This window comes from Vibrio sp. SCSIO 43136 (assembly GCF_023716565.1).
In the GTDB taxonomy this organism is placed as follows: domain Bacteria; phylum Pseudomonadota; class Gammaproteobacteria; order Enterobacterales; family Vibrionaceae; genus Vibrio.
In genome coordinates, this window is sequence record NZ_CP071849.1 from 812,583 (window position 1) to 825,178 (window position 12,596).

Genomic DNA, 12,596 nt, shown 5'->3' on the forward strand with positions numbered 1-12,596 from the left:
CTCACTAAGCCCTAACAAACTGGCTTAGTGAGTGTTACTAGCGCTCTTCACGGTTCAGGCGGCTATCGAATGCGTGGACCTCCTCTTCGAGGTCTAGGTTTGCTTGATTTCTCAACTGTTCAAGCTGCGCTTCTAGCATATACATAGCGTCCATATCACCTTCTGAACTGGCAATAAAAATCTGTTGTTCGATATCTTCAATACGATCACGAATGTTCATCCTGTCACCCTCCTGTAAGAAGATTAGTCTCTCCAATCTTTTGTGAGCTTCCCCACGAGTATAGTTAAAGGTTTTACGAATATTTGTCGATTTGGATGAAAAAAAGTGCACTTATTTCACTAGTAGTGAATGATCAGATAGATACATCAATGTAGGACTCGCATATTTGGGCAATCTTAGTGTTTTAATGATTCACATAACACACATTTGCCCGTATGCCGTGCTTCATAAATTGCTGAAACCAACGGATTTGGTTTTCTTGAAGTTTGTCACCTGGCCCCTTTACTTCGAAGAAAACCAACTGACCATCCTCAAAATAAACAAGATCGGGCTGGCCGGTTTTGAACAATCGCAAGTCCGAGAGCATGACTTTAAATAATGGTATTAACTGCTTTGGTGTCAGTGCATTAGCCGCTTGTTCCAACACTTCTGGTGTAAATACCCCCCAATATACTAAAGGATTTGCCAATCCGGCTTTGGTTTGGTAACGCTCCTTTAGTAACGTCCAACCCTGCGTGCTAAAATCACTAAAGCACTGTTCTATTAGTTTTTCTCGCCTAAGGACAAATTCTTGATGGTAAAGATCAAGTGGGTGATGTTGGAAAGGGTGGTTAAATGCACCTTCAACCGGTGCGAAAATCGCAGGCCAAAGCACAAGGCCCAACAGCCCATTAAGAAAAGCATTTTCTTGGTAGTAGCAACTATCACCAAAATGAGCTCGTACTGCTTCTTCTACTCTAGTTTGAGAGAGGTCGAGCTTGAGGTGCAGATCTGAAAAGACTGGCTTGGGCTTTCTCGGTATTTTGTTGCCCTGTTTTCTTCTAATTTGGTCCTTGAGGCGATGAGCAACCTCCATCTCTTCGAGGTGATAAGGTGATTGCATCATCTGGTTCATCAATGTTTCAGCTTTATCGAGTTCACCGAGCGCAACTAAAATTCTGACCTGCCTTTCACGACTTGGGGGGAGTTGAGACTGTTGAAATAGTTCGATCGCGGCCGAGTGTTGCTGATGTCGTTCAAAATCTCTCGCAATCGCATTGATGAACTTTTGCCTCTGGCGTTCTACACGTGGGTTACTGGCTTTGTCAGGAAGTGCTTGAGCTAATTGGGAGAGCGTTTCTACCTCAGGTTTCTGGGCTTGATAGTGCTGCTCAGATAGTTTTGCCAGCTTCAAACAGGTATCTAAATCACTTCGATGATCAAAATAGCGAGTATCGGCTGAAAGTAGATAGTCTTCAAAGCGATAGACGCCAAGATCTGAAAGCACGAATTGGGACAAATCTTGATAAGTATTAGTGAAGAACAAGCAGGTGAGTACAGAAGCAAATTCATCATTGAGCAGCTTATACCAATCAAAATTGAAAGCTTTATCGGGCAATGGTTGATCATCTATTTGATTAAGCCATTTCTCTTTGCCTAGCTTACTGTCTAATTGCGGCCAGATGGACTTCATCTCAGGTTTGGTCAGTAGCGTTTCACAAAAATGCCGTGTATCGAGTTTTTCATTAATTGAGATGAAATGGTTAACTTGAAGTTCAACGCTAGCAGTGTGTATGTCAGATATCTCTGCGTAATTTAACTTATCACTGCGAAACAGGTGCCCTTTACGTGATAACAACCGAACCAGTAGTTTTTGAGCATCCTCGGAGAGTTTGTGGAAGCTATTAATCCATTCAATTTCATTCGGGTAGAGTAGGTCAAGATATTGTTTTTCTGCATTAGCTACCAAGCGTTTAAAGTTATCTAGGTAGTAATCTTCGGCGAGTTGAATGAGTTCTGACATGGTGCTGAGGTTTAGATATAAAAAAGAGCTTACCCAGAGGATAAGCTCTTTTTCAACAAATTGCGCTACGGATTAAGCAGTTGCTTCAAGCTGAGCTGCTTTTTCTTGGCTGATTGGCTTAGTCACTAGAGCAAGTACCACACATACTGCCATCATCGCAGCTGAAATGTAGTAAGCCATTGAGTAGTCACCGCCGTTAGCCATTGAGTAACCAACAACCGCTGCACCAATCGCACCACCGATGCCCCAAGAAGTGTAAAGCACACCGTAGTTAGTACCGTAGTTCTTCAGGCCGTAGTATTCAGCAGTTAGAGACGGGAATACCGCTAGAAGCGTACCGTAACCTACCGCAGCTACTGCTGTACCGATGATTAGTGCAAATTCTGTTTCGATAGCACCGAACATCGCCATGTTCACACCTTGCATTACGAAAGCGATTAGCAAAGTACGTACACCACCGATTTTGTCTGAAAGGATACCAGCAGCAACACGGCCGCCTGAGTTAAACACAGCAAGAAGTGCCGCTAGGTAAACAGCTTCAGTTAGGCCAAGTTGCTTGTCAGCGATAGTAGTAATGTTACCGATGATCATCAGACCTGCAGATGCTGCAAATGCGTACATGATCCACATTGAGTAAAACTGAGGCGTTTTAAGCATTGCACGCCATTCAAGGTTCTTAACAGGCGCTGCTGCTTTAGGTGCTGCCCCTTCTTTAACTTGTGGCGCTTTTGGCGTGTAGTCTGCTGGCGGGTTGTTGATCGTCATTGCTAGTGGCACTGCGATTACTAGGACACCTGCACCTAAGAATAGAAATGCTTGGTTAATACCGAAAGAAGCAATCAAAGTAGATGCGATTGGCGCAAGGAAAACTGCTGCCATACCGAAACCTGCAGCGATTAGGCCGTTAACCATGCCTTTCTTTGAAGGGTGGAACCATTTCATTGCAGAAGGAGCAAGACATGCGTAACCAAAACCGATACCAGCACCAGTGATGCCACCGAAAGTGATGGTTAGCATAGTGATAGAAGTCGCGAAGCTCGACGCTACCATACCAAGGCCAGTCAATGTAGCACCTAGGATAAGGATCTTACGAGGGCCCATGCGATCTTGAAGAACGCCAGCAACTAGAAGAGCAATTGAGAATACGATTGTTGCTGTAGCGTATGGTTGAGATGCTTCAGCAGGAGTAAGGCTCCAAGTAGCGTCATTTACTAGGGCTTTGCTAAATACACTCCAGGCATAAAGAATACCTAAACAAAGGTTAATACAAATACCTGCAATTAGGATTCGCATCGCTTTATCAAGTTTGCTCATCATTTTTCTCAGTGTTGACCCATTTCGCTCTTGTGAGCGGAGTAGGGGAGGTTAAAGGGTTCAAATAAAATGGTTGTTTCTCAACAAATTTGAGAATCAACGCGCGGATTATATCTGATACGTATGTGATATAAATCTCAAAATTCGGCGGGATTGTAACAAATTGTAACTGAGAGTAAAGCGAGTTTTCTATCAATAGTGGAATTGAAATGGGTAAATGGTTGGTTGTCGAACAACTTATATTCGAGAAATAAAATTGTAATTTTGTTGTCACATAAGAATTCTGGTCGTCAAAGACGATAAAAGTCTTGGCTAAGTGAGTTGTACCTGCCGATCACAAATTGACAAAATGTGTATAAACCTTTCAAATGTTAATTGTGTGTAACATTCAAACACTAAGAGTATTAAAAGGTTACAGGCCTATCAGGGGTTAACTGCAAAAACTTAAATGTTAACAATGTGTAAAATAGAACGTTATGCTGAATATTGGTAAAAATCGGTTAATTTTTGTACTTGAAACTTACGGTTAAATGACGATAATGACAGCGAAACATAAGATTCCATATATGAAAGGATGCATGGTTACTCGTTACTGACCTGAGGTGCTGCTATGAAATTATTATTAATCTTAATTGCGTCTTTATCTGCAGGCGTTGCTTCGGCAGACCACATCCATTCGTTCATGTTGGGCCTTTCTATTGCTGCACTCGCTGTGGGCAGTTGTTACTGGTTTGCATTTAGAAGCACTCGTTTTCCTGAGCTGGCCCTATTCCTGCTTATCTGTGGCTTGTTCGCTAAGATTGCAGTCACTGTCACTGGGGTGGTGCTGGGCATGCAGGCAGAGTTGATCAGCTCTCCTATTATTTTTGCCTTGTCTTACCTGTTCTTCTCTTTGGTCGTAACCTACTTGTGGTTCACCTACAAAGACTCGATCATTAAGGCGCCTAAAGCTGCGGCATAAGACAAACAGAATTCAAAATAAGGCCTTCCATTTGGAAGGCCTTATTATTTGTTATTAAACCTATTTTTTATCCCGGTGATACTAGACCAATGTATAAGAGATTCGGTTAACATGAATTGTTAAACTGGCAAAGTGAGTAAAGAGAGGTCTTTTCAGGGAGATAGGCATGCCAGAGTTAGTGTTTTGGATCGAGAAATTGGTATTACTTACCGGAATACTGAGCGTGATTTGGGCGGTGAAGCTTTATGGACAAAGAAGCAGCGATTGGACTGGTGTTGTCACTATGTTCTATAAACGCATCCCGCTCGATGTATCCGAGTACAAATGGTATAGGTTAGGCATTGCTTTGATTTTCTTTGCCGTGGTGTTGAGAATTTTGACGCTTACCTTCTGGCCATAACAGCCAAATGATTTATCAACTGCGAGCATTAAGCTCGCAGTTTTCGTTTATGGCTTAGCTTTAGGTGTTCTTTTCGGAACTAACTGAGTTAAACCTTCAATCTATCCCTTCTTAAAATGAAAAATCTTCTATAGTTTAAAGAGATTAGCGGCGCAATTTGAGCGTGCTAATGATACTATGCGCACCCCAACGTATTGTCTTCTCTAGCTCCATGGTGAATAAATGTCTCTATCTGTATTGATTTGTGATGACTCCGCTTTAGCTCGTAAGCAGATGGCTAGATCACTCCCGCCGACTCTTGGCGCAAACATAACTTTCGCAGTTCATGGATTAGATGCGCTTGAGCAACTAGAAAGTAACCCGTTTGACCTGATGTTCCTTGACTTGACCATGCCTGAGCTTGACGGCTATGGCACATTGGCTGAAATTCAGAAACGCAATATTGATATTAATGTTGTTGTTGTTTCTGGTGATATTCAGCCTAAAGCACAAGAAAAAGTGCTTGGTCTTGGCGCCAAAGCTTTTATTAAAAAGCCAATCGATAAGGATGTACTTAAATCGGTCCTAAAAGAGCTCGTACCACCGCCTTCTACTGCACAATTTGTTCCGAGCTCCCCAGTCGAACTACCGATCCTTAAACGTCGCGATATCTATATGGAAGTGGCAAACGTCGCTATTGGTCGTGCCGCCGATGCTTTAGCCCGCCACTTTGATGTGTTTGTTCATCTGCCTTTACCGAACGTCAATATCTTTGAGGTGAGTGAGCTGCATATGGCACTGAGAGATCTTGCTAACAATGATCAAGTCTCCGGAGTATGTCAGGGCTTTAGTGGGGAAGGCATAGCAGGTGAAGCTTTAGTGATGCTAAGTGATTCATCGGTTGCTGACCTACACAAATTTATGAAGATTGATCAGAATGATGCAGAGCATGAAGAGCTAGAGCTACTTATGGACGTATCCAATATTCTGGTAGGTTCCTTCCTTAATGGATTAGGTGCTCAAGCGGAAGTACGTTTTTTCCAAAGCTCGCCAGTGTTGCTTGGCCAACATATTCCTATTGAATCTGTCATTCAAACCACAACAGGGTCGTTCAGTAAGACCATGACTTTTGAAGTTAGTTACCACATCGATGGCACCAGCATTCGCTGTGATCTACTTTTCATGTTTGTCGATGAGTCTTTGCCGCTGCTTGATAACAAATTGGCCTACCTAATGGAGGATGAACACTAATGCTTAGCTTACCCGCAGAATTTGAGCAGTTTCACTGGATGGTCGATATGGTTCAAAACGTTGAACTAGGGCTGGTGGTGCTGGATAAAGATTATAATGTGCAAGTTTGGAATGGCTTCATGACCCACCATAGTGGTAAACAGGCCCATGAAGCGATTGGCAAGTCATTGTTTGAGATTTTCCCTGAGATCCCACAAGAGTGGTTCATGGTAAAAGCCAAGCCAGTATACGATCTTGGTTGCCGTAGTTTCATTACTTGGCGCCAAAGACCTTATCTATTTCGTTGTCGTAATGTCCGTCCTATTACACAACAAGCAGAATTTATGTATCAGAACGTCACTCTTAACCCGATGCGTGCACCAACAGGTGAGGTAAAATCGTTGTTTTTGTCGATTCAAGATGCCACACCAGAAGCGATGTTAGCGAACGAAGCGGGCTAAATCGCTTTACACGGTTACCAAAGCCAAAGCATTTGCTTTGGCTTTTTTGTTATTTGGGGGCGATAGCTAAGAGTTTTGTGATCTAAGTAAGGAAAAATGTTCGATTTGATATGTGGATTTTTCTGATAGATCTTGCAAAAAACCTCAAAAACATGCCATTAATCGAAAATAAATCGAGTTCATTGGCGGTGAAGTGAACTATTGATGAATCGTCCTTAACAGATGATACGAAATTCTTGAGAGTAGTTGGTTTGACGTAAGTTCTTGAATTTATGTGGTTTTTATCTGTACTATTGTTATGTTGGAAGGGGGGCGAAGTAGACAGGCAGAAAGTGGGTATGAATTCTTTCCAAAGGTATCACAAAAAAATTTAAAATATCAGTCTTGCAGTTAATTAATCCCAGCCTATAATGCTGAAAACCGGAGCGCCTGCCAGCGCCCCGGTTTTTTTGTGTCCGCAAAACAGAAATAGGTTCTGCCAAACTTACTTCTGATTGAGAAGCTCAGTCTGCCAACCGACTTCTCTAACACACGGGCATTCACTACAGAATTTAAGGAAGCAATATCCCATGCGTATCGAACAAGAACTTAAACTTGGTTTTAAAGATGTACTGTTTCGCCCGAAACGTTCTACTCTAAAAAGCCGCTCTCAAGTAAATTTAACCCGAGAGTTTACATTTAAGCACAGCGGTCGTCAATGGTCTGGTGTACCTGTTATCGCAGCGAACATGGACTCAGTGGGTAGCTTCGCAATGGCGCAATCCCTAGCCAAAGAAAATGTAATGACCGCTGTACATAAACACTACACCGTGGCTGATTGGGCTGAGTTCGTTGCAAACAACGATGCTAGCGTTCTAAACAATGTGATGGTTTCAACAGGTACGTCAGATGCTGACTTCGAAAAAACCAAAGAAGTGATGGCACTAAGCGATGAACTAATTTTCATCTGTATCGATATTGCCAACGGTTATTCTGAGCACTTGGTAGAATACGTAGTGCGAGTACGTGAGGCGTTCCCTGACAAAGTTATCTCTGCAGGAAATGTGGTTACTGGCGACATGGTAGAAGAGCTTATCCTTGCCGGCGCAGACATTGTAAAAGTTGGTATTGGCCCAGGCTCTGTGTGTACAACTCGTGTTAAGACCGGCGTAGGTTACCCGCAGCTTTCTGCCATCATTGAGTGTGCAGATGCAGCACACGGCCTTGGCGGCACTATTGTCGGCGACGGTGGTTGTTCATGTGCAGGTGATGTAGCCAAAGCATTCGGTGGCGGTGCAGACTTCGTTATGCTTGGCGGTATGCTTGCAGGTCATGAAGAATCAGGCGGTGAACTGATTGAAAAAGATGGCAACACGTTCATGAAGTTCTACGGCATGTCGAGCCAATCTGCGATGGATAAACACTCAGGTGGTGTCGCTAAATACCGAGCAGCTGAAGGTAAAACTGTACTCTTGCCATACCGTGGTAAAGTTGAAAACACCATTGCCGACATTCTCGGTGGTGTACGTTCTACGTGTACTTACGTAGGGGCGGCAAAACTCAAAGAACTAACCAAACGCACCACCTTTATCCGCGTTCAAGAGCAAGAAAACAACGTATTTGGTAAAGAGTGATTTGAAATCAACCTAATTTGGTCAAGTTAGACCTGAGCAGTAAGTGGAATTGCGATTCCATTATGCTTAAGTCGCTAAGCTAACAAAATATCAACCCGTACTTCATTTTTGTGATGTGCGGGTTTTTTGCGTCAAGCTAGGTCTAAACGCTGTCAGTTTAGTTGGTGTTGATAACTTTTGTCCTATAATCATTATCAAATTTAGTTTGATAATGATTCCAATGTTAGCCTGTTTAAGGCGAGGTTAGGCCGAGCTACTATGGACTCCGTTGTTAAAGGTAATCAAACTTATCACAGAGGAATGGACCATGGCTAAACTGACTATCGTTGCAAACATCATTGCTAAAGAAGACAAAATTGAACTGGTAAAAGCAGAGCTGCTGAAACTTATTGATATCACTCGAGCTGAAGAAGGCTGCATTAATTACGACTTGCATCAGGACAATGAAAATCCAGCGCACTTCTTGTTCTTTGAAAACTGGGAGTCACGTGAATTGTGGCAAACTCATATGGGTAACCAGCACCTACAAGAGTATATGGCAGCCACTGATGGTGCAGTTGAAACCTTTACACTCAATGAAATGACTCAAATCGCTTAATTGAGCAGATAAGTTGAGACTCGTTGCAAATAAAAATTGAATTCTATAGGGCTGACTACGTTGTAGTGAGCCCTTTTTTGTATATCGAAAGCTAGGAGAACCTTTATGCTGCTTCAAGATTTACTGGTTGTAGTGAAAGTCGCAGAGTTTCGAAGCATTACTGCCGCAGCTACAGCTCTTGATATGAGATCAGCAACAGCCAGCGCTGCAGTAAAACGAGTAGAGGCGACTCTGGGCATTGAGCTATTTGTTCGAACCACGCGGCAATTGAGGCTCTCTAGTGCAGGAGAGCGTTACCTACCTGAATGCGAAAAAGCGCTAAAACTATTGGAAAAAGCAAAGCAAAATATGCGGGAAGACTTGAACATAATTGATGGTGAGATCCGCATTGCTCTTTCTTCAGATTTAGGTCGAAACCTAGTTACACCATGGTTAGATGAATTTATGCTGGCCAACCCCAAAGTGACACTGAGGAGCAATATCAGCGATAGCAACATCGATTTTTACCGTGATTCTGTGGATATGGCTCTGCGCTATGGTTCACCGACTGATGCCAGTATGTACGGGTTCAAAATATGCGACATTCCACGACTGTTGTGTGCAACACCTGACTACCTTAAAAAGTATGGTATGCCTCAACATCCTAACGAGCTCTTGTCACACAATGCACTGTTATATCAATTGCACGATTCGTTGCAAGATACATGGAAATTTACCGATGGAACTAGAGAATTCAAAGTGAAACTAACTGGCAACCGAGCATCTAATGACGGAGATTTGGTAAGAAGGTGGTGCGCTTCTGGCAAAGGGGTTGCGATAAAATCATGTTTAGATATGTCTGATGATCTTCTCTCTGGAAGGGTCGTCAACGTGATGCCTGAATACAAACCTACATCGACTGAGTTGTGGTTGGTTTGTCCAAGCAAGCAATCCATTACCGCCAGCACAAGATTGCTTAGAGATCTGTTTCGGGACAAATCTGAAGCGATTTTAGCCGAGCTATCGAAAGAAGGTTATTTGGATTAGTTCAGCTGTTTGTGGGACGTAATCATTAGATTAGCCGTAAGATATTCGAGCCAGCAAGGCAATTTGCTGGCTCTTTAGAGAGCTCATAATCTAAAACGACCAACAATCTCATTGAGTTGGCCATTAATTTGCGAAATGCTTTGAGCATCATTCAGTGCTTCTTTGCCATTGTTATCGAGCTCTTGCACAATATCGCTGATGGCGTTCATGTTTCTACTTAAATCGTGGGTCACACTGCTTTGTTCTTCAGCAGCAGTTGCGATTTGAGAGCTAAGGTCACTCACATCGGTAACGTGTTGAGTCATGGCGCCTAAACTTTGTGCAACAGCGCCCATGGCTTCTGCAGTGCTTTCACAGCGCCCTTTAGTAGTATCCATCGCTCTTACAACCTGCTGGTTGCCTTTTAGTAAACTTCCTAGCGCAGACTCAATTTCCTCTGTGCTCTCTTTGGTTCGAGTGGCTAGCATCCGTACCTCATCAGCTACCACGGCAAAGCCTCGTCCTTGTTCACCTGCTCTTGCTGCTTCGATAGCGGCATTGAGGGCGAGTAGGTTAGTTTGTTCGGCGATATCTCCAATGACATTGAGGATCTGATTGATGCTATCAGTTTCATCACTCAGCTTTTGTACGCTGCCTGCGGTCTCTTGTACATCTTCAACCAAGGCGGTGACGGAATTTTGAGCCCCACTCACCGTACCTCTCGATGCTTCACTGGCTTGATTGGCCTTTTGAGTCAATTGCGCAGTGCTTGCTGCATCCGCTGCCATAGACTCCGCAGTCGCATTCATCTCTTCAATAGCCGTAACAACTTGCTCGGTTTCTTGTACATGAGATTGGAGAATAGATGAGTTTCTCGACGAGTTATCTTGCAGTCTAACGACATTTTGTTGCAGTACTTCACCGGCCTGTTGGATCTGATTCATCATCTGTTGTAGGTTTTCGACAAAGCCATTTACTCCCTGTGCGATTTGGCCAAGATCGTCATTGGACTCAACATTAAGTCTTTGTGTTAGATCTGCATCGCCTTGCGCAAGATCCAAGATGGTTTTTTTGAGCTGTATGATTGGTGTGTAAAGCAACTGAATAATGAAATAGGCCGCAATTACACTCACCACACAAGCAATTATGCCTACCCAGAGAGCCTCAGATTTTGCCGCTGAGAGGTCTGAGAAAGCGATGGCTTTGTCTAAACTAAGAACGAAGTACCAGTGTTTGTCACCCGCTTTGATTTGCTGTGAAAACATGAGCTTTTCCACACCATCAAGTTGGTACTCCTGGAGGGCACGCTCATCACCCACTGCCTTTTGGAAGACCTGCTGCAATGAGGTGATATTACTTCCTTTTTCACCTACCTTAAGCTCGAGAGATGAGCTCGCTAAGATCGAGGTATCTTGGGCCATGATGACCGCAACAGAGCCGGGTATTTCTGTGGCTGCTTTCGCTAATTCATTAAGGAACCCAAGCTTCATATCTACAGAGACCATTCCGCTAAGTGTTTTTTCTACAATACTTATCCAGTAAACATCACCCTCAGACCCTAGGTAGGGATCAGTCACGGAAGTACCGTTAGCTTGTCGAGCGGCTTGATACCATCCCCTGGTTGTTACGTCGCCTTCATACTTATGGTTTGGCCAAGTGTTGGCTTCTTGATTCCAATAGCCATCTCCATTTTCAAACGCTACAACGGCGCTATTTAGATTGGCTGCAGCAGCCATGATGTGGGTCATTTGAATCAATTCTTCACGTGACCCTTCGATTGGAGTGCTCTTGTATAAAGAAGCAATTTTTCCGACAGCACCGACTTTGTCACCGACTACGAGCTCGACCTTTTTGGCAGAGGAGGTCACAAAACTCTGGGTACTATCTACGATAATTTTGGTGAGAGTTCGTGCCTCATTTTGATAGGACACAATGCCTGCAACGGCGACGGACAGAGAAACTAGGGTAAGTGTGGAGATCAACAGTAAGTTTTTAAATCCTAGTTGTTTCATAACTAGATCCTTTTACTGGGCTATTTTCTATCCATTAATTCTAGTTGATATATTTATAAAATATTGAGTAAGCAGCTCAATATCCCTTTTATGGGGCTAATGTACTCGGTTGAGGTTTAGCGTGGTAGCCCTCATTTAGCAGGCGTTGCTGCAGATCTTGGTAAGACTCAGATTTCATCAGTTCTGCCATGCCGGCATCAAACTTTTCCATCCACTTTAAAGAGTCGGTGCGACTTTTAGGAAACAGTAGGTGATATTTGGCGTAAAACAATGGTTTTGGAATATGAGTAATTTGCGTTTGTTCGTCAGGGTTAAAGTGTTGAGTTAGCACGGTCTGTCCTACTTTTTTACCTAATAGCAAGATATCAATACGCTTTGCGAGAAGTTTTCTAAAGTTCTGCACGTCATTATTTACGTACTCAACTGAGATTTCTCCATCTCTTAAAGCTTTTTGAAACTCTGGCCCGTATTCATAGCCTCTCACATAACCAAACTTATAGTGTTTCAAATCATCAAATGTATTAGAGCGCTTGATGGGCGTTTCTGTTAAGTGGTAAATCACCACTTCTTCTTCGAGAACAGGCGTCTCACTACAATGAAATTTTGCACGTCGTGTTGGGGAGCAAGCCCAAAACATAGTTGCAGCATATTTGCCTTTTGCACTGTCCCTTAACGTTCTGACCCAAGGTAAATAGTGGAGCTCTACCTTTATATCTTGGCTTGAATAGGCTTCAGTAACCAGGTGGGAGACGTAGCCCTCAAAGGGGAGGGATGGTCCACTAAACGGAGGGTAATCACCAGAAGCGATGGTGATTTTATCTGTGGCGCATACAGGCAAGCTAAAACATATGAACCATGAGACGACTGTCCTTATCATTTGAGTGCTCCAGAGAGACCAATATTCACAGTATATAAGATAATTGCAGTGGTCGTGGCACGTATATAATGTGGCTGCCTGTGCTTAACTGACGAGGCTGAGGGCGTAAAATTGAAATCAGTTCATCTCTTTGTTCAGTATTA

Annotated in this window: 12 protein-coding genes; 7 read left to right on the forward strand and 5 right to left on the reverse strand. The window is 43.3% G+C overall.

The genetic code is table 11. The features are described 5' to 3' along the window. Positions 1–37: 37 nt before the first annotated feature. The 3 genes from J4N39_RS18490 to J4N39_RS18500 form a co-directional block, all read right to left on the reverse strand. Complete coding sequence (locus J4N39_RS18490; protein ID WP_252026676.1) at positions 38–220, reverse strand: hypothetical protein; 183 nt, start codon at positions 218–220, stop codon at positions 38–40. 184 nt (positions 221–404) lie between these two features. After that, complete coding sequence (locus J4N39_RS18495) at positions 405–2,003, reverse strand: VRR-NUC domain-containing protein (RefSeq protein WP_252026677.1); 1,599 nt, start codon at positions 2,001–2,003, stop codon at positions 405–407. Positions 2,004–2,075: 72 nt separating this feature from the next. Next, entirely contained in the window at positions 2,076–3,317 is a 1,242-nt protein-coding gene (locus J4N39_RS18500; protein ID WP_252026951.1) for an L-lactate MFS transporter, read from the reverse strand. Positions 3,318–3,927: 610 nt separating this feature from the next. Between J4N39_RS18500 and J4N39_RS18505 the strand changes: the two genes are divergently transcribed. The 7 genes from J4N39_RS18505 to J4N39_RS18535 all read left to right on the forward strand — a co-directional run bounded on the left by J4N39_RS18505 (position 3,928) and on the right by J4N39_RS18535 (position 9,585). After that, positions 3,928–4,278, forward strand: a complete 351-nt coding sequence (locus tag J4N39_RS18505; protein WP_252026678.1) for an NADH:ubiquinone oxidoreductase — start codon at positions 3,928–3,930, stop codon at positions 4,276–4,278. Between the two features lie 166 nt (positions 4,279–4,444). Then, complete coding sequence (locus J4N39_RS18510) at positions 4,445–4,678, forward strand: hypothetical protein (protein ID WP_252026679.1); 234 nt, start codon at positions 4,445–4,447, stop codon at positions 4,676–4,678. A 222-nt stretch (positions 4,679–4,900) separates the two neighbouring features. Beyond that, positions 4,901–5,908, forward strand: coding sequence for a response regulator (locus tag J4N39_RS18515; RefSeq protein ID WP_252026680.1), 1,008 nt, complete (start codon positions 4,901–4,903; stop codon positions 5,906–5,908). Further along, the gene (locus tag J4N39_RS18520; protein ID WP_252026681.1) at positions 5,908–6,348 is read left to right on the forward strand and encodes a PAS domain-containing protein; all 441 of its coding nucleotides are present in this window, start codon (positions 5,908–5,910) and stop codon (positions 6,346–6,348) included. The genes J4N39_RS18515 and J4N39_RS18520 overlap by 1 nt, the downstream gene beginning before the upstream one ends. A 569-nt stretch (positions 6,349–6,917) precedes the next feature. Continuing rightward, the gene (locus J4N39_RS18525; RefSeq protein WP_252026682.1) at positions 6,918–7,961 is read left to right on the forward strand and encodes a GMP reductase; all 1,044 of its coding nucleotides are present in this window, start codon (positions 6,918–6,920) and stop codon (positions 7,959–7,961) included. 307 nt (positions 7,962–8,268) lie between these two features. After that, complete coding sequence (locus J4N39_RS18530) at positions 8,269–8,559, forward strand: putative quinol monooxygenase (RefSeq protein WP_252026683.1); 291 nt, start codon at positions 8,269–8,271, stop codon at positions 8,557–8,559. Positions 8,560–8,664: 105 nt separating this feature from the next. Beyond that, the gene (locus J4N39_RS18535) at positions 8,665–9,585 is read left to right on the forward strand and encodes a LysR family transcriptional regulator (RefSeq protein WP_252026684.1); all 921 of its coding nucleotides are present in this window, start codon (positions 8,665–8,667) and stop codon (positions 9,583–9,585) included. Between the two features lie 83 nt (positions 9,586–9,668). On the opposite strand, the gene J4N39_RS18540 is transcribed toward J4N39_RS18535, so the two are convergent. Both J4N39_RS18540 and J4N39_RS18545 read right to left on the reverse strand, forming a co-directional pair. Beyond that, positions 9,669–11,576, reverse strand: a complete 1,908-nt coding sequence (locus J4N39_RS18540; RefSeq protein ID WP_252026685.1) for a methyl-accepting chemotaxis protein — start codon at positions 11,574–11,576, stop codon at positions 9,669–9,671. Positions 11,577–11,664: 88 nt separating this feature from the next. Next, positions 11,665–12,453, reverse strand: a complete 789-nt coding sequence (locus J4N39_RS18545) for a substrate-binding periplasmic protein (protein ID WP_252026686.1) — start codon at positions 12,451–12,453, stop codon at positions 11,665–11,667. Positions 12,454–12,596 lie beyond the last annotated feature (143 nt).

What these genes read in the sequence shown, in the direction of transcription:
- J4N39_RS18515 (WP_252026680.1), top strand. Translation starts at nt 4,901, where the DNA reads ATGTCTCTATCTGTATTGATTTGTGATGACTCCGCTTTAGCTCGTAAG.
- J4N39_RS18525 (WP_252026682.1), top strand. Translation starts at nt 6,918, where the DNA reads ATGCGTATCGAACAAGAACTTAAACTTGGTTTTAAAGATGTACTGTTT.
- J4N39_RS18530 (WP_252026683.1), top strand. Translation starts at nt 8,269, where the DNA reads ATGGCTAAACTGACTATCGTTGCAAACATCATTGCTAAAGAAGACAAA.
- J4N39_RS18535 (WP_252026684.1), top strand. Translation starts at nt 8,665, where the DNA reads ATGCTGCTTCAAGATTTACTGGTTGTAGTGAAAGTCGCAGAGTTTCGA.
- J4N39_RS18500 (WP_252026951.1), bottom strand. Translation starts at nt 3,317, where the DNA reads ATGAGCAAACTTGATAAAGCGATGCGAATCCTAATTGCAGGTATTTGT.
- J4N39_RS18545 (WP_252026686.1), bottom strand. Translation starts at nt 12,453, where the DNA reads ATGATAAGGACAGTCGTCTCATGGTTCATATGTTTTAGCTTGCCTGTA.
- J4N39_RS18505 (WP_252026678.1), top strand. Translation starts at nt 3,928, where the DNA reads ATGAAATTATTATTAATCTTAATTGCGTCTTTATCTGCAGGCGTTGCT.
- J4N39_RS18495 (WP_252026677.1), bottom strand. Translation starts at nt 2,003, where the DNA reads ATGTCAGAACTCATTCAACTCGCCGAAGATTACTACCTAGATAACTTT.
- J4N39_RS18510 (WP_252026679.1), top strand. Translation starts at nt 4,445, where the DNA reads ATGCCAGAGTTAGTGTTTTGGATCGAGAAATTGGTATTACTTACCGGA.
- J4N39_RS18490 (WP_252026676.1), bottom strand. Translation starts at nt 220, where the DNA reads ATGAACATTCGTGATCGTATTGAAGATATCGAACAACAGATTTTTATT.
- J4N39_RS18520 (WP_252026681.1), top strand. Translation starts at nt 5,908, where the DNA reads ATGCTTAGCTTACCCGCAGAATTTGAGCAGTTTCACTGGATGGTCGAT.
- J4N39_RS18540 (WP_252026685.1), bottom strand. Translation starts at nt 11,576, where the DNA reads ATGAAACAACTAGGATTTAAAAACTTACTGTTGATCTCCACACTTACC.